The organism is Corynebacterium genitalium ATCC 33030 (assembly GCF_000143825.1).
Lineage (GTDB): Bacteria > Actinomycetota > Actinomycetes > Mycobacteriales > Mycobacteriaceae > Corynebacterium > Corynebacterium genitalium.
In genome coordinates this window covers 358,912-381,496 of sequence record NZ_CM000961.1, presented here as the reverse complement: position 1 = coordinate 381,496, position 22,585 = coordinate 358,912, and the positions used below count along the sequence as shown (strand labels likewise).

Here is a 22,585-nt window from a genome sequence, read left to right as displayed (position 1 = left end):
GTGACATCGTTCTCGAGATTAAACGGTGCCTGCTGAAAGGCTAAGGAGGCAGTCATGTCCAATAGCTACAATCCGAACAACCCATACGGTTCACAGCAACCGGATTGGACATCGGGTGGTGCGGACAGTTCCGGTGGATCGACCCGCTACACCGGTGGTTACGGCGCGGGCCAATATGGCGCTGGTGCTGGTCAGGAGTACGGCGCGGGACAGTACGGCGCCGGGCAGTACGGTGCCGGGCAGTACGGTGCCGGGCAGTACGGTGCCGGGCAGTACGGTGCAGGTGCCGGGCAATATGGAACCGGCCAGTACGGTGCGGGCCAGTACGGTACGGGCGCCGGGCAGCAGTACGGTGTGGACCAGTCCGGTGCTGGGGCTGCGGCACCGTATGAGCAGAACCAAACCCAGTCCCTTTTTCAGAACCAGGGGCAGGGCCAGTACGGCTTTGATCAGCCCCAGTACGGCCCGCCGCAGCAGCCCGGGGGATCGAAGCTGAACATTCTGGGCATTATTTCGATTGCTCTCGCGGTCCTGGGCACGATCATGTCTTTCTTCCCGGCGACACTGGTGTTCGGGTGGCTTCTGCTTCCCATCGCGCTCGTGGTCGGCATCATTGGCTTGGTCATGAAAGACATGTCGAAGGGTCCGGCCATCGCCGGTGTGATTACTGCGGTTGTCGGCGGGCTCATCGCGCTGACCGTGTTCTTTGTGGCTGCGAGCTCCACGAGCGACAGCGCTGCCGAGGATGCCGGCGACGCTGCGCCAGCTGACGGCGCCTCCGCAGGAGGGGCAGCCGATAACGGTAAAGACAAGGGCAAGAGTAAGGCCAAGGGTTCTGATGCAGGCAAGAGCCGCGAGAACCCGCTGCCGCTGGGTAGCACCATCACTCAGGGGGACTGGGAAGTCACGATCAACTCGGTCAACTTGGACGCGACCGATGAGATCATGGAGGAGAACCCGTTCAGCGACGAGCCGAAAGACGGGATGGTGCACATCTTGGTCAACATGACGGCGAAGTACATTGGTGACGATCCCCAGGGTGAGAGCCCGCTTATCTTTGTGTCGTACGTGTCGCCGGAGGGTAAGACTTATGAGTCTCACGAGGTCACGCTCGTGGAGCCGGACATGTTCGATCTTTCCACCACCCTCTACAACGGGGCGGACACGTCGGGCAACATCGGTGTGTCCATTCCGATTGAGGGGAAGGAAGAGGGCACGATCGTCGTCGAGGCTGACTTGTACTCCGGCGAGAAGGTCTTCTACGCGGTGAAGTAAGTGCGCATAAGAAAAGTGCCCGGGTAATGCTCTACCTGGGCACTTTTGCTGCCGGTGCTAAATAGCGGTGGAGCTGGCTAGGTCCTAGGAAGACTTCTGAGTCGGGTTATCGGTGCCATCGACTGCAGCTGCAAGGGCAGAGAGGGACTCCTCCATGACCTCGTCGGTGAAGTTCTCCTCGGACATCTTGCGGACGTTGTCCAGCTCGATTTCGGAGCGATCGTAGGTGAGGGTAACGCGGGTGGAGTCAGAGCCCTCGGACTCGAGCTCGTACAGCCACTTGGCGCCCACCTTGACCTCGGCGGTGGTGTTTTCCACGTTCTGCCAGCCGATGACCTTGTTCTCCTGGAAGGCGAAGACCTCGTTACGGGTCTGGTAGTCGCCGTCCTCCTTGGTCATGTTCATGGTGAAGGTGTCGCCCACAGCCTGGATACGGTCGCCCTGGTCGAGGGAGACCACCATGCCGGAGTTATCGGTCTCTGGGTGGCGTGCGGGATTGGAGAGGATGTCGAAGATGTCTTTAGCGGAAGCGTCAATAACGCGTGTTGCGGAATTCGTCTCAGTCATGGCACCCACGGTACCGAAAACATTCGGGGGTGGGGTTGTGCTGGGATTGAGGCCCCGGCGGGGCCGGGTGACCGTGGGCTATCGCGGAATCTGCCAGCAAGGGAACAATTAGGGTCAAGCAACCAACGAAAGGATGACACCCTTCGGGGTGGACCCAGTGGGGGTAATCGCTTATCCCTGCCTTGAGTGTCACACGTCACAACTTAAGGGTGGATTGGAACGTTGGTAAAGAGGCGCATGTAACGGTTGCGTGCCCGGGATGGCGAAACCACTGTGTATCGCGGTGACGTGGTGGGGTCGCCGGGCGGGGAGGGGGAGACGTCGATAAGCGAATGTGCTCAGGCCCACATGCAGCGACCGCGACTGCGATCGCGGGCGGGGGTGACTGAAGATCTAAGAAACCACTAAGTAGTGAGAAGGCTGCAGGGAACCGTAAAGTTAAATCGACACTGGAGGTGCCATGACTGTTCAAAATGCAGACCGCGACGCAATTCGTCACGGCAAAATTACCGAAGAGCCGCTGCGTGAGCGGCCAGGAGTGCCTACCTGGGCGCTCAAGCTCATCATGGCCGTGACCGGCCTGATTTTCTTCTTGTTCGTCATCGGCCACATGGTCGGTAACCTCAAGATCTTCATGCCAGATCACGGCGATGTGCCGGCTATCGATGAATACGGCCACTTCTTGCGCACAATCGGAAACCCGCTGTTCCCGGGCGAGTCCTTCCTCTGGATGGTTCGCATTGTGCTGCTGGCCTGCCTGTTCCTGCACATTTGGGGCGCGTTCGCGCTGAACGCCCGCTCGCGCCAGTCCCGCGGTAAGTTCCGCCGCACCAACCTGATGGGCGGAATCCAGTCCACCGCTGCGCGCTGGATGCTGATCACCGGTGTGATCCTGCTGCTGTTCATCATCTTCCACCTGCTCGACCTGACCATTGGTGAGGTCGTCGCGTCCAACGCCTTCGAGGCTGGCGCAGTGAAGAACAACATGCTGGCCACCTTCGCACCCGCACGCTGGCCGGTCACCCTGTTCTACGTCGTGGCTATGCTCGCGCTGTTCATGCACCTCACCCACGGTGTGTACCTGGCTGTGTCTGACCTGGGCTGGCTGGGTAAGCGCGGCCACGCGATCATGATCGTGTTGGCTTACTGGATCCCGGCGATTGTGGTGCTTGCCAACATCGCTATGCCGCTGTCCATTGCATTTGGAATCGTGCACTAGGAAACGCTGGAGGAATCTGAAATGACTACTGCACACAACGCGGCGGGCGCCGACAAGCCCAAAGACCCGCAAGCGGAGACCCACAGCACGGGTAAGGGCCTTGGCGAACAGGGCGAGAAGATCGTCAAGCCCGCCAGCGAGCAGGCAACCGTTGATCGCCCGGCTGAGGCCGAGGGCGCTGACACCACCCCGGCTGCGGAGAAGGACGAGAACAAGGACTTCACCAACCCGCAGTCCAAGGCTGCTGGCGTGACCCCGGGCAACATTCTGGAGAGCAACGAGCCCAAGGGCGTGCCGATGCGCGACATGTGGGCTTACCAGAAGGACCACATGGAGATGGTCTCCCCGCTCAACCGTCGCAAGTTCACCGTCATCGTGGTGGGTACCGGCCTGTCCGGCGGTGCAGCTGCAGCTGCACTGGGTGAGCTGGGCTACAACGTGAAGAACTTCACGTACCACGACGCACCGCGTCGCGCGCACTCCATCGCTGCACAGGGCGGCGTGAACTCCGCCCGCGGTAAGAAGATGGATAATGACGGCGCGTACCGCCACACCAAGGACACCGTCAAGGGCGGCGACTACCGCTGCCGCGAGTCCGACTGCTGGCGCCTGGCGATTGAGTCCGTCCGCGTCATTGACCACATGAACGCCATCGGTGCTCCGTTCGCCCGCGAGTACGGCGGCGCCCTGGCGACTCGTTCCTTCGGTGGTGTCCAGGTGTCCCGCACCTACTACACCCGTGGCCAAACAGGTCAGCAGCTCCAGCTGTCCACGGCATCTGCCCTGCAGCGTCAGATCCACCTGGGCAACGTGGAAATCTTCACCCACAACGACCTGCTCGACTACATCATCACGGAGAAGGACGGGAAGAAGCGCTGCGAAGGCATTGTGACCCGCAACCTGATCACGGGTGAAATTGTGCCGTTCACCGGCCACGCCGTCATTCTGGCTACCGGTGGTTACGGCAACGTGTACCACAAGACCACGCTGGCGAAGAACTCCAACGCTTCCGCCATCATGCGTGCCTACGAGCACGGTGCTTACATGGCATCGCCGGCGTTCGTGCAGTTCCACCCGACGGGCCTTCCGGTCAACGCGAAGTGGCAGGCGAAGACGACTCTGATGTCCGAGTCGCTGCGTAACGACGGCCGCATCTGGGTCCCGAAGGAAGAGGGCGACGACCGCGACCCGAAGGACATCCCGGAGGAGGAGCGCGACTACTTCCTGGAGCGCCGCTACCCGGCCTTCGGTAACCTTGTGCCCCGCGACGTCGCATCGCGTGCCATCTCCCAGGAAATCAACGCTGGCCGCGGTGTCGGTGCGCTGAACAACGCTGCGTACCTTGACTTCACGGACGCCATCGAGCGCCTGGGTAAGGACACCATCAAGGAGCGTTACTCGAACCTGTTCGAGATGTACTACGACTCCGTCGGTGACGACCCGTACGAGTCCCCGATGCTCATCGCCCCGACCGTTCACTTCACCATGGGTGGCCTGTGGACCGACTTCAACGAAATGACCTCCATCGACGGTCTCTTCGCTGCCGGCGAGTGCTCCTGGACCTACCACGGTGCTAACCGCCTGGGTGCGAACTCGCTTCTGTCCGCATCCGTGGACGGCTGGTTCACCCTCCCGTTCTGCATCCCGAACTTCCTGGCCGGCCACCTCAACGAGCCGGTTCTGGAACTCGAGGCTGAGGAGGTCACCGCAGCTGTGACCCGCGCCCAGGACCTGGTCAACCGTCTGATGACCGTCGAGGGTGAGGAGCCGCACGGCCCGGACTTCTACCACGAGCAGCTCGGCGCTATTCTCTACGAGTCTTGCGGTGTTGCCCGCAACGTGGAGAACATGGAGAAGGGCCTGGAGCGCGTGCGCGAGCTGCGTCGCGAGTTCTGGGCGAACGTGAACATCCCGGGTGACGCGATGGACATGAACCAGACGCTGGAGAACGCCATCCGTGTGGCGGACTACATCAACCTGGGTGAGCTGATGATCATCGACGCTCTCGACCGCGACGAGTCCTGTGGTGCCCACTACCGCGAGGACCACCTCTCCGAGGACGGCGAGGCAGAGCGCGACGATGAGAACTGGTGCTTCGTCTCCGCCTGGGAGCCCGCCGGCGATGAGCAGTTCATCCGCCACGCAGAACCCCTGTACTTCGACTCGATCCCGCTGATGACAAGGAACTACAAGTAATGAAACTGACACTTGAGATCTGGCGTCAGGCCGGACCCGACACCGAGGGAAACTTCGAGACCGTCCAGGTCGACGACGCTGTGGAGCAGATGTCCATCCTGGAGCTGCTGGACCACGTCAACAACGCCCGCGTCGAGGCCGGTGAAGAACCCTTCACCTTCGCCTCCGATTGCCGCGAGGGCATTTGCGGCACCTGTGGCCTGTCGGTCAATGGCCGCCCCCACGGTGCCGGCCAGAACACCACGGCTTGCCTGCAGCGCCTGTGGAACTACAAGGACGGCGACACCCTGAAGATCGAGCCGTTCCGCTCGGCTGCTTTCCCGGTGATCAAGGACCTCACCGTGGACCGCTCCGCGCTGGACCGCGTGATGGAGCAGGGCGGCTACGTGTCCATCCAGGCCGGTACTGCACCGGACGCTGACACGTTGCACGTCAACCACCAGACCGCAGAGAAGGCTCTGGACTTTGCTGCCTGCATCGGCTGCGGTGCGTGTGTGGCTGCGTGCCCGAACGGCGCTGCGCACCTGTTCACCGGCGCGAAGCTGAACCACCTCAAGCTCCTGCCGCTGGGCAAGGAAGAGCGTGGCAAGCGCGCCCGCCAGATGGTGGACGAGCTGGAGACCAACTTCGGCCACTGCACCCTCTTCGGCGAGTGCGCGGACGTCTGCCCGGCAGGCATCCCGCTCGAGGCTGTCGGCGCCATCAACAAGGAGCGCGCACGCGCCGCCTTCCGTGGCAAGGACGACTAAAATAGAAGTCACCTTCTAGAAAGAGAGACGAAACGATGAGCGGACACGCAGGTCCCGCACCCGTTGCGGACATCGCCTCCGAGAGTTTCCCGGAGTACGGCCAATCCCTTCATTCGGGCTACCTGGACGGGTATGACCCGGTTTCCCTCGGTGCGCCGCACTCCTCCCTAATGAAGACCCGCACCTGGGTGGGCATGGGGCTGATGCTGGCTTCTCTGGCTGGCATTGGCACCCTGATCTACGGTGCTGGAACGCACCTGTGGGGCCACGGTGCAAGCCCGGACATCACCAACACGCTTTTCATCGTGGGTGGGGTGTTCACGGCTGTCACGCTGATCGGTGCGATCATCGCGATCGTTTCCGGCCGCAGCGACTACAAGGCCTACCGGAAGGAGACGGGCCGTCTTAACTAGGCGGTGATCGTCGTTAAGCAAGTGCCTCCCGCTTCGCGCGGGAGGTTTTTTGCGCTTTAATCAACTCATGACAAACCACGAACTTGCGCACACCCGCGCGCCGCTGGAGGTCCCGGGCCCGTCGCCGGAAGTTGAGGCGGAGCGTCGCCGCTCGTTGCGGATGCACAAGACGTGGGTGACGGGCCTGCTGGTCCTGGCCGCAGTGATCTTCCTGGCGTGCACGTGGTGGATTGAGCACGACGTGCATCACGCGCCCGCCTGGGTGGGGTACGTTCGCGCGGCCGCGGAGGCCGGCATGGTCGGCGGTTTGGCGGACTGGTTCGCTGTCACGGCGCTGTTCCGCTACCCGATGGGCATTCCGATTCCGCACACGGCGCTGGTTCCCAAGAAAAAGGACCAGATCGGCGGGGCCCTGAGTGAATTCGTCGGTGAGAACTTTCTCAACGCGCAGCTGATCACGGAGAAAGTCTCCGAAGCCAACATTCCGGAGAAGGTCGGTGCATGGCTTGCGCAGCCGGAGAATGCCGAGAAGGCATCGGAGCAGGTCGGCCGCTTCACGGCGAGCGCGGTCGCGGCAATCGATCCGGAAGACGCGGAAGCGCTGATCAACCACCAATTCATTGACCGGGTGGCGGAGCCTGCCTGGGGGCCGCCGCTGGGCCGCGCACTCGATGGGCTGATCGCAGACGGCAAGGTCGAGCCGATTGTGGAGGAGATCATCTCCTGGGGCCGCAACAAGGTGAACACCATGGAGGAATCCGTGGTCACCATGATTGACGAGCGCATGCCGCGCTGGGCCCCGAAATTCGCCAGAGACCTCGTCGGTGAGCGCGTGTACCGCGAGCTGCAGGACTTCATGTGGGAGATTGACACCAACCCCCAGCACGAGGCGCGCCGCGCTGTCCGCCGCACGATTTCGCAGTTCGCGCAGGATCTGCAGTCCGACCCGAAGATGATCACGCGGGTCGAGGACATCAAAGCCGACATCATGGGGTCCAACGCCGTGCAGTCAGCGGCGAGCGGAATCTGGGCTTCAGCGTCGCAATCGCTTATCGACGCTTCCACCGACCCCTCCTCCCTCCTACGGCGGCGCATCACCGAACTGGCGCGGGAATGGGGCACTCGCATCACCACCGACCCGCAGCTGCGTGCAGACTTGGACACACGGATCGAGGGTGCGTCCCGGTTCATCGCGGACAATTACGCCGGCGACATTACGGCGATCATCTCCGACACCATTGAGCGCTGGGACGGCCGTGAGGCTGCCGACAAGATCGAGCTGATGGTGGGCAAAGACCTGCAGTTCATCCGCGTCAACGGCACGATCGTCGGTGCTTTGGCTGGCCTGGTCATCTACACGGTGTCGCAGTTGCTGTTCTAGCCCCCGGTTGTTTTGCCGCCGGGCTGTCTAGACTGAGAGGCGCACACCTGCCGATCACGTTCTACGATTCTGGAGACCTCTGCCATGACCAACGCAACCCCGAACGGCCCTGCTAACGACGACACCTTCATGAACGCTCTGCGCGGCGTGGGCGATGCTTCGCTCAACGCGTGGTCCCGCTTGGGGGACCTTGCGGGCGAGTTCAGCCGCAACTTCCGCGCGGACCGCGATGCTGACGTGGACACTGGTGCCCACCACGGCGTGGATGAGGAGCTCACCCATGCCCACTCGGGTCTTACGGAGCAGCTCAAGGCGGCTATCGCCAACGCCCGCGAGGCTTACCAGGGCGCAGCCAACGACCGTGACTTCCGCGCCGCGACCACCTCGTTCGCCTCGGATGCAGAGTCCATTTTCCGCGACTTCGCCGGCAGCGTTACCCGCGCCGTGGACACTGCCCGCGAGTCCGATGAGGCGAATCAGACCAAGGCCGCTTTCGGCTCCGCTCTCGATGAGATCCGCGAGACCTTCAACACCGCTGTCGGGCAGGTCCGCAGCCGCGCTGAAGAGTCGGACGTAGATGTCGAAGGCACTGTGGCCGATCTGCGCAGCCGCCTGGAGGAAGTGATCGGCCGAGTGAGCAACACGTTCAACGGCGGCGACAACGCCTCCGATATTGTGGAGCACGACCCGACCGACGGTAACAACCCCGACGAAACTGACAACCGCTAGAAAGGTTCGGCCTGAACGCTATGACGCTTCTCAACCTCCAGAACATGCCGCTTGAGGGATGGATCATGCTGTCGCCAGCTTTGCTCCGCAGCGTCCTCATGCTGATTGTGGGTCTGGCGGGCATTGCGGGGGCAGTCATGGCGGGCCTGACCCGTTCGGACGCATTCCCGGCAGGCGACCGCATGCCGAAGGTCGCGTGGGTAGGCATCTTGCTGGTCAGCTCGCTTGCATGCTTGAGCGGTAGGGCATTCATCGGCCTGATTGGCTGCGTGTTCATCGGTTTGTACTTCTTCGATGTCCGTCCGCACCTGAAGAACATCATCGGCGGGAATTACAGCTGGTGACCGACGATCTCACCTGGCTCGCCCCGCGCGTCGGCCGCAACCGCGTTCTCAGCGGTAGGGTCAGCGATGAAGAGTTCGCGTCGCTTATCGACGTCGCACGCGCCGGCCACATCGTCGAACCCACCGGCGTCACCGCCCAAGCTGCGGCACCGAACACGGGCACGGGCGACGGTATGGGCAGCGTCATCGCTCTCATCGGGTGGCCGACGGGCCGCCACCACAGCCTGATCAAAGCCGCCGAGGCGCGCCTTGCCGTAGATGAAGGAGCGACCGAGGTCTGGTTGGCCATCGACGACACATTGGTCGGCACCACGGATGGCTTGAACGCCGTGCTCGCAGACATCATTGCTGTGCGCCAAGTCGTGGATTCCCGCGCGCGGCTTGGGGTGACGTGCCCCGCCGCAGTGGGGGTGGATGCCATCACCCAGCTGGACGCCGTGGCCCAGCGTGGGGGAGTCGATCTCCTCGCGGTGGAGCTCAGGGAATCAAGCGAGCCGCCTGCGCTGAATGGGCTCGCGTGCGAAACAGCCTTTTACGGCACCATCCCCACGTTGGACGCTGCGCTGGACCTGCTGCTGGCAGGCGCCGCGCGCGTATACGTGTAGCTGCGGTGCGCGCAGGCTACACGGCTAGTTCGTTGAGGTGCACGTTGTGGCCGTAGACAACGATCTTGAACCCGTTGTCGATGACGGAGAACTCGCGGAATTCCAGCGGCCCGGCTACCTGGTCGTTGATGCCGCTTTCGAGTGCGGCACTGACTGCCTCGGAGAAGAAGTCCGGTAGGTTCCGGCCGAGAATCTGGGTGGACACGGCCGTGAAGGAGAGTTGGTTATCGACGATCTCCGGGCGGAGCTCGACCCCGAACGCGCCGTTGGAGAACGTGATGTTGAAGGTTCCGTCGGCGGGGTTGGTGTCCACGTCGGAGACGGTGAGGATCTCGTTGTACTCGGCGAACCGGCCTTCGTTGGATTCCTCCAGCGCATTACCCAGCTCTTTTTGCAGCATGTCGCGGACGAGGGCTTTGGGTACTTCGGTGGACAGGGTGAGTTCGTCCGCACTCGGATCCTCGGAGTCGAGGACGAAGCCGGTGGCGTTGATGGTCGCCGGCGGGTTGCCCACAATGGCGTTGCTATCCGGTGTGAGCGTGGACGGCACATCGATATTGATCTGGTGGAGTTTGCCCTGCACCAGCCCGAAGACAACGGGCATGGCGCCGAAGTGGACCTCGGCGTCCTGTTGGGCGGCGACGCTTTCGGGCGCACTTTCCCGCAGACTGGTCTCTATCTGATCGGTGATGAACCAGCGCAGCGCTAGTTCAGCGATGAAGAACAGCACCAAGATGACGGCAATGATGCCGAAGGCGATTTTCCAGCCTTTCCCGGTGGAGCCTCTGGAGCCAGCCGGGCCCGCAGGGTAATTGCGTGTCATGGAAAGCCATTCTGGTTGAGTTCTATGCCGTTTGCCAACATGCCACCGGAGGAATCCGCTGTGAAGTGGCTGTACACCCCAAGATTACTGGTTACTTGGCGCGACGATGTCCCACCCCACCGTGAGAGTGTTGTCGCGGATGCGGCGGCGGATGGGGTCGAGGGGCCAGCCGTCGGCAAGCAAAAGCGCGCGTGCCTCCCGCCAGCGGACTCGCGGGCCGTGCGGCGCCCACCCGGAGGAGCGCTCCCAGGCAGCGTCTGCGGCCGAGAGCAGCGCATGAATGGGTTCACCGGGGACATTGCGGTGGATGAGCACCTTCGGCAGGCGTTCGGCGACGTCGCTCGGCTTATCGACGTCCTCCGGGTCCCACGCCAACGTCAACGACTCCGGTCCAGTCGCGCTGAGCAGCACCCACGCTGCACGGCGACCCAACTCGTCGCACGTGCCCTCGATGAACAGCCCGCCCGGGGCAAGCCGCCCGCAGACGGATGCCCAGGCCGCCTCCACATCCGCGACGTCGTACTGGCGCAGCACGTTGAACGCCCGGACTAAGTGGGGTTGGTAACCGGCCAGTTCAAACCCGCCGAGTTCGAAGGTCACGCCGTCGCGGGGCGGAAGCACCCGATCCGGGTCGATCTCGAGCCCGATGACGCGGGCAGAAGGGTTGATCTGGCGCATCCAGCGGGCCCATTCGACGGTGGTGGTGTGGGAGGCGCCGTAGCCGACGTCGATAAGCACAGGCGCAGGCTCCGCGCGCAACAGTGACTGGACCTGCGGGTGGTAGCGCGTCCACCTGTCGGAGCGGCGCAGGCGGTTATACCCGGTGGTGCCGCGGGTGATCACGCCAAAAGGCCGACCATGCCCAGTCTGCGCGCGCAGATTATGGGCGTGGTCGGCCATTTCTAGGGGTGTCTCGTTCGCGAGCGTGCGAAACTACAGGTTCTCAGAAATCCACTTGTCGGTGAGCTCGCCTTCCTGGTTGAACAGGTCGCCGAGCGCCTCGCCGACCTTCGGCTCAATAGCCGGGCCCATGAACGGGATGTTCACGGAGACTTCGTTGTCGTAGCTCAGGGTGGTGGTGTCACCAGAGCCGGCGAGCTTAATGGAGCCGCCGAAGTCAACCGGGGTGCCCTTGACGTCCGCGGTGTAGGAGACATCTGCGTTCTCGCCCTCAAGCGCGCCGATGTTGACCACACGCTTGACCTTCAGGGCCTGGGAAACCATGGACTGCACGGCCTCCGGCAGGACGGTGGTGGGCAGAACCTCGTACAGGGTGACCGAGTTGTCGGTGAATTCGGCGACCTCACCCGGCTCGGGGGAGAGGTGCTGCGCAATGTAATCCCAGTACTCGCGCGTTGACAGTGCCTTGTGCACCTTGTCAGCCGGCTGGTTAATGGTCACAGTGTTTTCGCTATGAGTTGCCATGGGATACAGACTACCTTTGATTACGTGTCTGAATCATTAGCGCCCCTAAGCTTCAAGGATCTCACCACGCTGCGCGTCGGCGGCGTGCCACGTGCGGTGCACCGCGCGGAAACAGCAGATGAGCTCGCACGCACCGTCTCGCTTCTCGACGCTTCCACCACCCCCCTCATCATCGTCGGCGGTGGCTCGAACCTCGTGGTGGCCGAGGGCGATCTGGATCTCGACGTAGTCCTTGCGGCGAATGACGACGTGACGGTCAACGCAGACGGTGTGCCGGGCGCGGTCCGCGCCGGGGCCGGGGCAGTGTGGGACGACGTGGTCGCGCAAACTGTCGCGGCCGGGCTGTCCGGCATTGAGACGCTGTCGGGAATCCCCGGGTCCGCCGGTGCGACCCCGGTGCAGAATGTCGGCGCGTACGGTGCCGAGGTCTCCGACGTGCTCACCGGTGTGCGCCTGTACAACCGCGAAACCGGTGAAGACGAGTGGGTCCCCGCCAGCGAGCTCGACCTGGCGTACCGCTACTCCAACCTGAAATTCACCGGCCGTGCCGTTGTCCTGGAGATCGAGATGCAGCTCGAGCCGTCCGAACTCTCCATCCCGCTGCGCCACCTGGGTGGTGAGCGCCTCCCGCTTGCCGACGCCCGCGCAGAGATCCTCCGCGTCCGCGCCTCCAAAGGCATGGTCCTCGACCCCGCAGACCACGACACCTGGTCCGCCGGGTCCTTCTTTACCAACCCGATTGTGACCCCGGCTGTTGCGGACCGGGTTGCCGCGCTGGTCAATGACGTCGCGCCGGGTGAGGGCGACACCATGCCCCGCTACCCGGTGCCCGCGTCTGGGGAACACCCTGATGGGGCCGTGAAGCTCTCCGCCGCCTGGACTATCGAGCGCGCCGGCTTCCCCCGTGGCTTCCCCGGCGACGCCGATCCCAACGCTCCCGCCCGGCTGTCCACCAAGCACACTCTCGCGCTGACCAACCGCGGCACCGCTACCGCCGACGACATTGTCGCCCTGGCCCGCACCATCCGCGCGGGTGTGCAGGACAAGTTCGGCGTGACACTCGAGCCGGAGCCGGTCTGGATCGGCGTGTCCATCGATTAGCGCGCTAGCTCGCTCGTGGTCCGAGCTGCGCAGAAGTTGACATGTCGATTGTATTGGTAGAGCGATAGAAAACCCCTACCAGGCGCTTTGAAACCATAAACTAAAGCGCATGTAAAGTTTTGCGCAACCGCGCGGATGCTCGCGCCAATACCCGTGCGGCCCCACGTGCGCATGCGAAAACCCGGCCAAGTGCCGAACCGAGATGGTTCGACCTAGCCGGGTTTCTGTGAGCGATTAGTTCTCGGGCTCGTTGAGGCGGTGACGTCCGGCGTTGTCGTCGGCTTCCCCACCCTGGTCGCCCTGTTCGGCCTGGCCAGCTTGCTCGGCCTGGCCACCCTGCTCGGCCTGGCCACCCTGCTCGGCCTGAACCTCGTTGCCTTCGGGGGCCTGCTCGACGGACCAGTTGTTTTCCTTCTCGCCCTTCTGGATCTCTTCCTCGGTGGGCTGCTCCGGCTTGCCGTCGGAGTTCTCGCCGTCGGCGGCGGTGCCGGCGTTGAGGCGGTCGAGTAGTGACTGCTGGACCTCGCGGCGGCGGATCTTGCCGGTCATATCGCGGTTGAGTTCCTCGAAGTGGTAGAAGGTGCGCGGCACCTTGTACGGGGTGAGGCGCTCGCGGGCGTAGTCCTGGAGGCCCTGCGGGTCGAGAGCGGCACCTTCTGCAAGGGTGACGCAGGCGACGACGTCCTCGGAGCCGTCCTCGCGCGGGCGACCGACGACGGCGATGTCTTCGATGTCGCGGTGTTCACGCATGACGTTTTCGACCTCGTCCGGGTAGACGTTGAAGCCGCCGGTGATGATCATCTCCTTGATGCGGGAGACCAGGCGGATCCAGCCGTCTTCCTCCATGACACCCATGTCGCCAGTGCGGAAGTAGCCGTCGGCGAAGGCTTTCTCGGTGGCTTCGGGCTTGTTCAGGTAGCCCTTCATGACCTGCGGGCCCTTGACCACGAGCTCGCCGGCTTCACCGTCGGGCATGACTTCGGTCGGGTTGTCCGGGTTGACGATGCGCACGATGGTGTTCGGGAACGGCACGCCGACGTAGCCCGGGCGGCGGGAGCCGTCCATTGGGTTAGCGGTGACGATCGGGGAGGTCTCAGTCAGGCCGTAACCCTCAACCAGGTTGCCGCCGGTGACCTTCTCCCAGGTCTCCACGGTGGAGACCGGCAGGGTGGAGGCACCGGAGAAGGAGTTGCGGATCGAGGTCAGCTTCTTGCCGTTGTCCAGGGCGGACTGGCCGATGCGCTGGTACAGAGTCGGAACACCCGGCATCCAGGTCGGCGGGTTCTTCTTCAACGCGTCCTGGATCAGGTCCGGCTCCGGAGCGGGCAGCAGGATGATCTCTCCGCCGACCATGATGCCCAGTCCGAGGTTGAGGGCGAGGCCGTAGACGTGGAAGAGCGGCAGGACCGCCAGGATCTTCTCGTCTTCCTTGCCCAGGTCCTGCACCCAGGCCTTACCGGCCTTCATCTGGTGGTTGAAGTTGCCGTGGGTGATCTGCGCACCCTTGGGCTCGCCAGTGGTGCCGGAGGTGTAGAGGATGACCGCGGTGGTGTCCTGGTCGATGTCCGGGTTTTGCAGGTCGTGGCCTTCGCCACCGATCGCTGAGGACAACAGGGTCTCGAACGGAATGGTGTCGGGGGCCGGGCCGGAGAGCTTCTTGCGGGATTCGCGCAGCTTCTTCAGCGGCACGTATTTCAGAGCCAGCTCCATGTACTTCGGCATGGACTTGGTCATGTCGACGGATACGATGGTCTCCAGTGGAGTGTCCTTGCGCAGGCCGCCCAGGTTGCCGGCGGCCTTGTCCCACATGATGGCCACGCGTGCGCCGTGGTCGTTGAACTGGACGCGCAGCTCGTGCTCGGTGTAGAGCGGGTTGTGTGCGACCACAGATGCGCCGAGTTTCAAAACAGCGATAAAGGAAATGGCGAACTCGGGGCAGTTAGGCATGACCAAAGCGACGCGGTCGCCCGGACGGACACCGAAGGCCTTCAGGCCGGCGGCCGCGCTGCGGACCTGCTTGTCCAGCTCTGCGTAAGTCGTGGTCTTGCCGAAGAACCACAGCGCGTTCTTGTAGGACTTCTTTGCCAGCGTGGCGTCGTAGATGTCCAAGATGGTGTCGTTGCCCAGCTCCACCTCGTGCGGGGTCCACTCCGCGTAGCTGGATAACCAGGCTTTTTCTTCGTATGCCGACATGGCTGTCTGCCCTCCAAACGTGATCAGCGATTGATTTACTTTGCCTAAGTGTAGTTGTGATTCGACAGTTTCGACGGAATATTTATGATCTTTGTCACCTTGCTGCCAGTTGTCTGAATGTCGCTGCCCGCCAGGTGCAGTCTTGCCGGCGGCAGGGTAACCGGGCGAAACATGCCCGTCGGCGGTACACTCGCGATGAATCGGGAAACCTTTCGGGCGTTTCCGCACTTTCAGGGAATCATCGGGGGGGAATTGAGATGACCGATCTGTACCAGAAGTACGCCAACACCGGGCTGGGGGAGTGGGTGCCGGATGGGCCCGTCCCGCAGCCGGAGGTGCGAGCTGAGGCGGGGCAGGGGTCCGTCGATAAGCATGCTGAAAGCCACAAGCGAGCGCCGCAGAGCCTCGACCAGGCAAACGTCGTGCGCGGCGTCAAAGCACCCCCGGCGAAAGGGTGGCGCAAGCTCGTCCATGGTGCCTCGGGTGGACGGATCAATCCCGGTGCCTCTCGCAAAGAATTGGCGGCCGCGACGTTAGAGGAAGCCATGCGCACTCCGCTGCGGGGCGATTACCGGATCGCGGTAATGTCGCTCAAGGGCGGGGTGGGCAAGACGACAACGACGGTCGCGTTGGGGTCGGTATTGGCGGAATCGCGCGGTGACAGGGTGATCGCCATTGACGCGAACCCGGACTTCGGCACCTTGGCCCAACGTGTCGCCGCGCCGGGCCCAGCGACGATCCGCGATCTACTCGCGGCCTCAGACACGTCGCGGTACGCGCACGTCCGCGGGTTTACCACGCAAGGGGCTTCCCGCCTCGAAGTCATTGGCTCCGAACGCGACCCGGCCGTGTCGGAGGCGTTCAGCGAGTACGACTACCGCCGTGCCGTCGACATCCTGCAGCACCACTACAACCTCATCCTCACTGACTGCGGGACAGGGCTGATGCACTCTGCCATGGCGGGCGTGTTGGATTTGGCCAACACGTTGATCCTGGTCAGCTCGCCGGCTCTCGACGGCGCACAGTCCGCCTCGGCGACTTTGGACTGGCTCAACCTGCACGGTTATGACAGGCTCGCGGCCAACGCGGTCGTTGTGGTGTCGTCGGCCACGCCGAAGTCGCCGGTGAACATGGACAGTGTGGTCGCGCACTTCGGCGCGCGGACCCGGGCCGTGCACGTGATTCCTTATGACCCGCACCTTGCTGAAGGTGCCGTGGTCGACATTGCGCGCCTGCACCCGCGGACAATGCAGGCATACCGCGAGCTCGCGGCTACTGTCGCCAGCGACTTCGGGCAGTGGCATAAGCACGCGCGATAGACTTCGGGTCATGCGCGTGGCCATGATCTCTATGCACACCTCCCCGCTGGAGCAGCCGGGGTCCGGCGATGCTGGCGGGATGAACGTTTACATTCTCAACATCGCCCGCGAGCTCGCAGCAAGCGGCACCGAGGTGGACGTGTTCACCCGTGCGACGAGGCCCAGCCAGGGCGAGGTGGTGCGCGTCAGCGAGAATTTGCGGGTGGTCAATGTCGTCGCCGGCCCTTACGAGGGTCTGGCCAAAGAAGAGCTGCCCACCCAGCTCGCCGCCTTCGCCGGTGGTGTGATGCAGTTTGTCCGGCAGGAAGGCCGTCCCTACGACCTGATCCATTCCCACTATTGGCTCTCCGGCCAGGTGGGGTGGCTGTTGCGTGACCTTGCCGGGGTGCCGCTGATCCACACTGGTCACACGTGGGCGGCGGTGAAGAACGCGGCGCGCGAAGCTGCGGCGGACTCGGATTCCCCAGAGACGGAGGCCCGCCGCATTGGCGAGCAGCAGCTCGTGGACAACGCCGATTGCATCGTGGTCAACACTGCTGACGAGACCCAACAGCTAGTCCGCTATTACGATGCCGAGCCTGAGCGGATCAGCGTGGTCACCCCCGGCGCTGACACGCGCCTGTTCACGCCGGGCACGAACCGCAACACGGAGCTTGCCCGCCGCCACCTGGGCATCCCGTTGGACAGCAAAGTGATCGCGTTCGTGGGCCGCATGCAGGAGTTCAAGGGGCCGCAGGTGCTTATCCGGGCGGCTGCGGAATTGTTCGACCGCGACCCGGACCGCAACGTGCGCATCATCATGTGCGGTGGCGCGTCGGGTGCGGATTCATCGGTCGACTTCTACCGTGCGATGGCCCATAAGCTGGGCATTGGCCGCAAGGTTCGCTTCTTGGGGCCGCGCCCGCCAGAAGAGCTCGTCCAGATCTACCAGGCCGCAGATATTGTCGCGGTGCCCAGCTACAACGAGTCATTCGGTCTTGTCGCCATCGAGGCGCAGGCCGCGGGCACGCCAGTCGTCGCGGCGCGGGTGGGCGGTCTGCCTCTGGCCGTCGCGGACGGGGAAACGGGAGTGCTTGTCGACGGTCACGCTCCCGACGCGTGGGCGGACGCGCTCGAGCAGTTGCTTATCGACGACTCCACCCGCCTCACCATGGCCACCGCCGCCGTGAAACGGGCTGCCACGTTCAGTTGGGCGGCGTCAGCCGAAGCACTCTCGCAGGTGTACGACGAGGTGCTAGAGGGGTTCACCCCCATGGATCACAGGGACGCCACGGGGGAGTAGCCCTTTTACTCGTAACCGAGTTCCTCCAGCGCCCACTGGAAGCCGACATTGGACAGGGCATTGCCGTAGGCCGTGGCGGCCGTTCCCACCTCGGTGGCGAACTCATTGGCGGCGGAGGCAACCTCCGGAACCGTTGCCTGTCCAGTGGCGACAGCCACGGCCGAGCCAGCGGCGAGCGTCTGCGCCTCTGCGCCGATGACAGCGGCATCCTGCTGAGCGGACTCAACCACCATGCCGAAGACCTCTTGGTTGGTGGGCGGAACCAGATCCTCCGGGGCCACATCCGGGTTGTTCTCCAGGATGTAGGAGTCGACAGCGTTGTCTTCTTCGTCCATGGAGACGAACTCTGCACGCGGCTGGTTCGGAGCAGCGGGGGTGAAGTAGTCGTTGACCTGGCCGTCCGGAACGTCGTAGGCGAGCTCGATGGCGCGGTCAGCGCGCTGCGCAGTGCCCAGCGGACCCACGCCGAGGGAGGACACGCCAATGATCTGACCGGTGGAGGGGTCAAAGTTCACCCCGCCCGAGTCGCCGTGCTTGTAATCCAGCGAGACGTGCCAGACGTTGTCCGCCGTGTAGAGCAGCTGGTAACCGCACTTGCGAGCGCCGATCATTCCGTCCTTGCAGATCGGCTGGCCGAAGTTGTCGAAGGAGACCTCGCCCGGGCGCAGCGTGCGGTAGTCGCGCACACCGGTCAGCGTCACGGGGGTGGAGCCGTTGCGGTTCGCCTTGTCCTTGGAGGAGGCGGAACCGTCGACGGCAGTGTCGTCGTCAAGCACCACGATGCCCCAGTCAACCGTGGTCATCGCCGTTTCCGGGATCGCGAGGGGATTCACCGGCGCCCCGCCTTGGAAATGCACCATGCCGGTTGCGCCGATGCGTTCGTAGCCGTCGCGCGTGGGTGCGTAGACATCGCTGCCCAGCAGCAGGCCGGTCTCGGTGTCACCGACGACGCAGTGGCCAGCGGTCACCATGATGCGCTGGGTCGTGCCATCAGGCAGAAGCACATCACCAATGGGGCCTTGGCTGCAGGCGAGAGTGAATGCCTCCGGCGGCATATCCATGCCCGTGGCTTCTTCGACGCTGACATCGGGGCCAAACGGGAATTCGGGGTCATACGGCAGCACGCGCATGGGCGCGCCGGGAGCAGCTGCAGCGCCCGTGTCAGCATGGGCCTGCGGTGCTGCCTCAGTGGCGGTGGCGAGGGTGAGAGTGCTGAACGCGAAAGCCAGCACGACGGCGGGAGAGAAAATACGACGAGTAATCACATGAAGAACATAAGCCACATCTTTCTGAAATTCTACTTAACTTCCTGTGAGAAAAATGACCAGCGAAAATAGCCAGAAAATGGCATGCTGGGGGTTATGAGCAACGGAAAGCTAATCCTTGTACGCCACGGACAGAGCACCTGGAACGAGTCCAACCAATTCACAGGCTGGGTCGATGTTGACCTGACTGAAAAGGGCGAGACTGAAGCAGTCAACGCCGGCAAGCTGATGAAGGAAAAAGGCATTCTGCCGGACATCGTGTTCACCTCCCTGCTGCGTCGCGCGATTCGCACCGCGAACATTTCCCTGAATGCAGCCGACCGTCACTGGATCCCGGTGACCCGCAACTGGCGCCTCAACGAGCGCCACTACGGCAAGCTCCAGGGTCTGAACAAGGCAGAGATCCGTGAGGAGTTCGGCGAGGAGCAGTTCATGGAATGGCGCCGCTCTTACGACACTCCGCCTCCGGAGATCGACACGGACAACGAGTACGCGCAAACTGACGACCCGCGCTACGCGTTCCTGCCGGAGGTTCCCCGCACCGAGTGCCTCAAGGACGTCGTCGAGCGCTTCCTGCCGTACTACATTGACTCCATCCTGCCGCAGGTCCTGGACGGAAAGAACGTCATGGTTGCAGCGCACGGTAACTCCCTGCGTGCGCTGGTGAAGTACCTGGACAACATTTCCGACGAGGACATTGCCGGACTGAACATTCCCACCGGTATGCCGCTGGTGTACGAGTTCGATGACAACGGCCAAGTAACCAACCCGGGCGGTACCTACCTGGACCCGGAGGCCGCTGAGGCTGGCGCGGCCGCCGTGGCCAACCAGGGCAACAAGTAGCCTGCATGACGCAGTAGGCGATAATTAACACGTGAATTACGTTCTCGCCTTCCTTGCGGGAGGCATTGTCGTCGCCCTCGCGATCGGCGGAACCACGTGGCTCCGCCGCTGGCGGGGGCGTACCCGTACCAGCGACAACCCCGCAGACAACCAAGTCCGCACAGTCAGCCAGATCCTGCACTTGGTCATCCAGGGGTCGCCGACCGGTGTCACTGTCGTGGGCAGAAAAGGCGACGTCATCCTGTCCAACGGCCGCGCCCACGAGATGTCGATTGTGCATGACAGGACGCTGAACCCGGAGGTGTGGGGCGTCGGCAAGCAAGTGTTTGAGGACGCAGAGACCCGCGTCTTGGAATTGAACCTCAAGCACCGCTCGACCGGCTCCCGCGTGAACAACGTGCGCGCGGTGGTGCAGCCGCTGACTTTGTCGGAGAACAGCTACATCATCGTGTACTCGGTGGACGAGTCTGAAAATGTGCGCATGGAATCCGCCCGCCGCGACTTCGTGGCGAACGTCTCGCATGAGCTGAAAACCCCCGTCGGCGGCATGTCGTTGCTGGCCGAGGCTCTGCTGGAGGACCCGAACGACCCGGAGATGGTCACCTACTTCGGTGAGAAACTGGTCGGGGAAGCTCAACGCATGGGCGCAATGATCACCGACCTGATCAATCTGTCCAAGCTGCAGGGTGCTGAAGCGCTCCCGGAAATGGCCGCCGTGACCGTCGACGAGATCATCGACGAAGCGATGGAACGCAACCTTCTCACTGCCGAAAACCAAGAGATCGAGCTCAACCGCGGCGAACGCACCGACACAATGATCATGGCAGACAAGTCTCTGTTGGTCACGGCTCTGTCGAACCTGATCACAAACGCGATCAATTACTCGCCGAAAGGTCAGCCAGTCAGCGTTAGCCAAAAAGTCGTCCGCGATTCGGTGGTGCTCATCCGCGTCACTGACCGCGGCATTGGTATCGCGCCGGAAGACCAGAAGCGTGTGTTCGAGCGTTTCTTCCGCGTGGACAAGGCGCGGTCGAGACAGACGGGCGGGACGGGGCTCGGTTTGGCCATCGTCAAGCACGTCGTGGCAAACCATGGCGGTAATATCAAGCTGTGGTCGCGTTTGGGAACGGGATCAACGTTCACGATCGAGTTGCCGGTGCACAAACCGGACCCGTCGAGTGCAACGGTCGTTCCCACAGAGATCGCCGAGTTGGACAATAAGGAGCAGCAATGACACCGACCATCCTGATCGTCGAGGATGAGGAATCGCTGGCAGACCCGCTTGCCTACCTTCTGCGCAAGGAAGGCTTTGAGGCGGTTGTCGCGCCGGACGGCCAGGCCGCGCTGACGCAGTTCGAGGCCAATAATGTCGACTTGGTTCTGCTCGACCTGATGCTGCCGGGCATGTCGGGGACCGACGTGTGCAAGAAGCTGCGTGCCACCTCCGATGTGCCGATCATCATGGTCACCGCGCGCGATACGGAAATCGACAAAGTCGTCGGCCTCGAGCTCGGTGCGGATGACTATGTGACCAAGCCGTACTCCACCCGCGAACTGATCGCCCGCATCCGGGCCGTGCTGCGACGCCGTTCCGATGTTGCGGACCCGCCGGGGGAGGAAGAGTCCAGCGAGAACATCCTCGAGGGCGGCCGCGTGCGTCTCGACGTCGAGCGTCACACCGTCTACGTCGACGACCAGCCTGTTCCGATGCCATTGAAGGAATTCGACCTGCTCGAGTACCTTATGCGCAACGCTGGCCGTGTGCTCACCCGCGGTCAGCTCATCGACCGTATCTGGGGTTCGGACTACGTCGGCGACACCAAGACCCTCGACGTGCACGTCAAGCGCCTGCGCACGAAGATCGAACAAGAGCCCTCCCGTCCGGAGCAGCTCATCACTGTCCGCGGGTTGGGCTACAAGTTCGAAGCGTGATGTCGCCGGCGTCGCGGCGTCACGATTGTGCGGCGCGGGTCGCCGGGTGCACGGCCTTCGCTTCTGCGGGTAGTGCGGCGCGGGCTTCGCAATGCTTTGCGACGATCCCGTATGCCTCCGCACCGATCAACTGCGTCAACTCGTCTTTCATCGACTTCCACACAGGAACCGCAGTGCTCGAGCCAGAGTGGCAGGCAGGGTCGTTGGTGCACCACCAGTCGAAGTCTTCGCCCCCGTCGCCCCACTGACGGCGGTCGTACTCGCCGATGGTGGTGCGCAGGATTTCTTGGCCGTCGCCGCGCTCCTCCCACGAGTCTTCGCGGGAAAATGGCACCTGCCAGCACACTTCCGGTTTTGAACCGATGATGTTGCGGCCTTCATCCATTGCCCACTGGTGCAGTGCGCACCCGGGGCCGGTGGGGTGGCCGTGGCGGTTGGCGAAGATGCACGCTCCGTCGACAAGCTTTGTTTTGATGGAGGGTTCCTCATCGTCCTCGTCCCACTCGAGCCACGGCTCCAACTCGGTCGGGTCGGCTGCCTCTATATAGCTGTCGACGTCGTCGGGGCGCAGCTGCCAGAACCGTGCGGGCATGTCGGCGACAGCGTTGTAAAGGTCGTCGCGGTCGTGCTCGTCCGACAGGTAGGCACCGTGGATGCAGCACCCAACGACTGGGAGTTCTTGTGAAATGCCGCGGCACTGCGGTGTGCCGAAGCGGCACGACCATGTCGATTCCAGCCACGTGAGGTCGAGGGAGAAGTAGTGCAATGGATCGTCGGGGTGGACGAATTCGAACCATTCGTGCGGGAAATCAGGTGGCAATTCATGGCCTGCACGGATTGATTTTCCAGCGGGGGAGTCAGATGGAAAGCCCAAAAACACAGGTTGGTTCACAGTGAATCACGGTAGACGGTCTAGTGTTGAGC

22 protein-coding genes are annotated in these 22,585 nt (G+C 63.1%); 15 read left to right on the top strand and 7 right to left on the bottom strand.

The features are described from left to right. Window positions 1-54 precede the first annotated feature (54 nt). Window positions 55-1,275, top strand: a complete 1,221-nt coding sequence (locus tag HMPREF0291_RS11190) for a DUF4352 domain-containing protein (RefSeq protein ID WP_005287055.1) — start codon at window positions 55-57, stop codon at window positions 1,273-1,275. Window positions 1,276-1,359: 84 nt separating this feature from the next. Here HMPREF0291_RS11190 and HMPREF0291_RS01835 read toward each other — a convergent pair whose 3' ends face one another. After that, window positions 1,360-1,842 carry an SRPBCC family protein gene (locus HMPREF0291_RS01835; protein ID WP_005287052.1) on the bottom strand — a complete coding sequence of 161 codons (483 nt, stop codon included), beginning with the start codon at window positions 1,840-1,842 and terminating at the stop codon, window positions 1,360-1,362. Window positions 1,843-2,302: 460 nt separating this feature from the next. Between HMPREF0291_RS01835 and HMPREF0291_RS01830 the strand changes: the two genes are divergently transcribed. From HMPREF0291_RS01830 to HMPREF0291_RS11185, 8 genes are all read left to right on the top strand, one after another. Beyond that, window positions 2,303-3,061, top strand: coding sequence for a succinate dehydrogenase cytochrome b subunit (locus HMPREF0291_RS01830; RefSeq protein WP_005287047.1), 759 nt, complete (start codon window positions 2,303-2,305; stop codon window positions 3,059-3,061). A 21-nt stretch (window positions 3,062-3,082) separates the two neighbouring features. Continuing rightward, window positions 3,083-5,257: a fumarate reductase/succinate dehydrogenase flavoprotein subunit gene (locus HMPREF0291_RS01825; protein WP_005287045.1), complete on the top strand. Its 2,175-nt coding sequence runs from the start codon at window positions 3,083-3,085 to the stop codon at window positions 5,255-5,257. Beyond that, window positions 5,257-6,006, top strand: a complete 750-nt coding sequence (locus HMPREF0291_RS01820; RefSeq protein WP_005287042.1) for a succinate dehydrogenase/fumarate reductase iron-sulfur subunit — start codon at window positions 5,257-5,259, stop codon at window positions 6,004-6,006. Before HMPREF0291_RS01825 ends, HMPREF0291_RS01820 begins: the two co-directional genes overlap by 1 nt. A 35-nt stretch (window positions 6,007-6,041) precedes the next feature. Next, on the top strand, window positions 6,042-6,419 hold the full coding sequence (locus HMPREF0291_RS01815; RefSeq protein WP_005287039.1) for a hypothetical protein: 378 nt from the start codon (window positions 6,042-6,044) through the stop codon (window positions 6,417-6,419). Window positions 6,420-6,486: 67 nt separating this feature from the next. Further along, window positions 6,487-7,800 carry a DUF445 domain-containing protein gene (locus HMPREF0291_RS01810; protein WP_005287036.1) on the top strand — a complete coding sequence of 438 codons (1,314 nt, stop codon included), beginning with the start codon at window positions 6,487-6,489 and terminating at the stop codon, window positions 7,798-7,800. 84 nt (window positions 7,801-7,884) lie between these two features. Continuing rightward, window positions 7,885-8,529, top strand: a complete 645-nt coding sequence (locus HMPREF0291_RS01805) for a CGLAU_01105 family protein (protein ID WP_005287033.1) — start codon at window positions 7,885-7,887, stop codon at window positions 8,527-8,529. A gap of 20 nt (window positions 8,530-8,549) precedes the next feature. Beyond that, window positions 8,550-8,873 (top strand): DUF2516 family protein, encoded by a 324-nt coding sequence (locus HMPREF0291_RS01800; protein WP_005287032.1) that lies wholly within the window; start codon window positions 8,550-8,552, stop codon window positions 8,871-8,873. Continuing rightward, window positions 8,870-9,478, top strand: coding sequence for a beta/alpha barrel domain-containing protein (locus HMPREF0291_RS11185; RefSeq protein ID WP_005287029.1), 609 nt, complete (start codon window positions 8,870-8,872; stop codon window positions 9,476-9,478). Before HMPREF0291_RS01800 ends, HMPREF0291_RS11185 begins: the two co-directional genes overlap by 4 nt. A 16-nt stretch (window positions 9,479-9,494) precedes the next feature. On the opposite strand, the gene HMPREF0291_RS01790 is transcribed toward HMPREF0291_RS11185, so the two are convergent. The 3 genes from HMPREF0291_RS01790 to HMPREF0291_RS01780 all read right to left on the bottom strand — a co-directional run bounded on the left by HMPREF0291_RS01790 (window position 9,495) and on the right by HMPREF0291_RS01780 (window position 11,726). Further along, complete coding sequence (locus HMPREF0291_RS01790; RefSeq protein ID WP_005287026.1) at window positions 9,495-10,301, bottom strand: LmeA family phospholipid-binding protein; 807 nt, start codon at window positions 10,299-10,301, stop codon at window positions 9,495-9,497. 84 nt (window positions 10,302-10,385) lie between these two features. Beyond that, window positions 10,386-11,201, bottom strand: coding sequence for a class I SAM-dependent methyltransferase (locus tag HMPREF0291_RS01785; protein ID WP_005287023.1), 816 nt, complete (start codon window positions 11,199-11,201; stop codon window positions 10,386-10,388). A 33-nt stretch (window positions 11,202-11,234) separates the two neighbouring features. Then, a complete protein-coding gene (locus HMPREF0291_RS01780; RefSeq protein ID WP_005287020.1) occupies window positions 11,235-11,726 on the bottom strand; it encodes a DUF2505 domain-containing protein in 492 nt (163 codons plus the stop codon). On the opposite strand from HMPREF0291_RS01780, the gene HMPREF0291_RS01775 reads away from it, so the two are divergent. Beyond that, on the top strand, window positions 11,715-12,827 hold the full coding sequence (locus HMPREF0291_RS01775) for a UDP-N-acetylmuramate dehydrogenase (RefSeq protein ID WP_005287018.1): 1,113 nt from the start codon (window positions 11,715-11,717) through the stop codon (window positions 12,825-12,827). The two genes, HMPREF0291_RS01780 and HMPREF0291_RS01775, sit on opposite strands and share 12 nt — an antisense overlap. 234 nt (window positions 12,828-13,061) lie before the next feature. On the opposite strand, the gene HMPREF0291_RS01770 is transcribed toward HMPREF0291_RS01775, so the two are convergent. Next, window positions 13,062-15,020, bottom strand: coding sequence for a long-chain-fatty-acid--CoA ligase (locus HMPREF0291_RS01770; RefSeq protein ID WP_005287015.1), 1,959 nt, complete (start codon window positions 15,018-15,020; stop codon window positions 13,062-13,064). A 257-nt stretch (window positions 15,021-15,277) separates the two neighbouring features. Here HMPREF0291_RS01770 and HMPREF0291_RS01765 point away from each other — a divergent pair, with 257 nt between their 5' ends. Both HMPREF0291_RS01765 and mshA read left to right on the top strand, forming a co-directional pair. Then, on the top strand, window positions 15,278-16,339 hold the full coding sequence (locus HMPREF0291_RS01765; protein WP_005287012.1) for a MinD/ParA family ATP-binding protein: 1,062 nt from the start codon (window positions 15,278-15,280) through the stop codon (window positions 16,337-16,339). A gap of 10 nt (window positions 16,340-16,349) precedes the next feature. After that, window positions 16,350-17,621 carry a D-inositol-3-phosphate glycosyltransferase gene (gene mshA, locus HMPREF0291_RS01760; RefSeq protein WP_005287010.1) on the top strand — a complete coding sequence of 424 codons (1,272 nt, stop codon included), beginning with the start codon at window positions 16,350-16,352 and terminating at the stop codon, window positions 17,619-17,621. Window positions 17,622-17,626: 5 nt separating this feature from the next. Here the strand turns inward: mshA and HMPREF0291_RS01755 are convergent, their stop codons facing one another. Then, window positions 17,627-18,886 (bottom strand): chymotrypsin family serine protease, encoded by a 1,260-nt coding sequence (locus HMPREF0291_RS01755; RefSeq protein ID WP_050748768.1) that lies wholly within the window; start codon window positions 18,884-18,886, stop codon window positions 17,627-17,629. A gap of 96 nt (window positions 18,887-18,982) precedes the next feature. Between HMPREF0291_RS01755 and HMPREF0291_RS01750 the strand changes: the two genes are divergently transcribed. From HMPREF0291_RS01750 to HMPREF0291_RS01740, 3 genes are read left to right on the top strand one after another with little or no spacing between them, the layout of a single operon-like run. After that, entirely contained in the window at window positions 18,983-19,729 is a 747-nt protein-coding gene (locus HMPREF0291_RS01750; RefSeq protein WP_040423965.1) for a phosphoglyceromutase, read from the top strand. 31 nt (window positions 19,730-19,760) lie between these two features. Continuing rightward, window positions 19,761-20,963, top strand: coding sequence for a sensor histidine kinase (locus HMPREF0291_RS01745; RefSeq protein WP_005287002.1), 1,203 nt, complete (start codon window positions 19,761-19,763; stop codon window positions 20,961-20,963). Beyond that, the gene (locus HMPREF0291_RS01740) at window positions 20,960-21,661 is read left to right on the top strand and encodes a response regulator (RefSeq protein WP_005286999.1); all 702 of its coding nucleotides are present in this window, start codon (window positions 20,960-20,962) and stop codon (window positions 21,659-21,661) included. The genes HMPREF0291_RS01745 and HMPREF0291_RS01740 overlap by 4 nt, the downstream gene beginning before the upstream one ends. 19 nt (window positions 21,662-21,680) lie before the next feature. Here HMPREF0291_RS01740 and HMPREF0291_RS01735 read toward each other — a convergent pair whose 3' ends face one another. Next, window positions 21,681-22,553, bottom strand: coding sequence for a hypothetical protein (locus HMPREF0291_RS01735; protein WP_040423430.1), 873 nt, complete (start codon window positions 22,551-22,553; stop codon window positions 21,681-21,683). Window positions 22,554-22,585 lie beyond the last annotated feature (32 nt).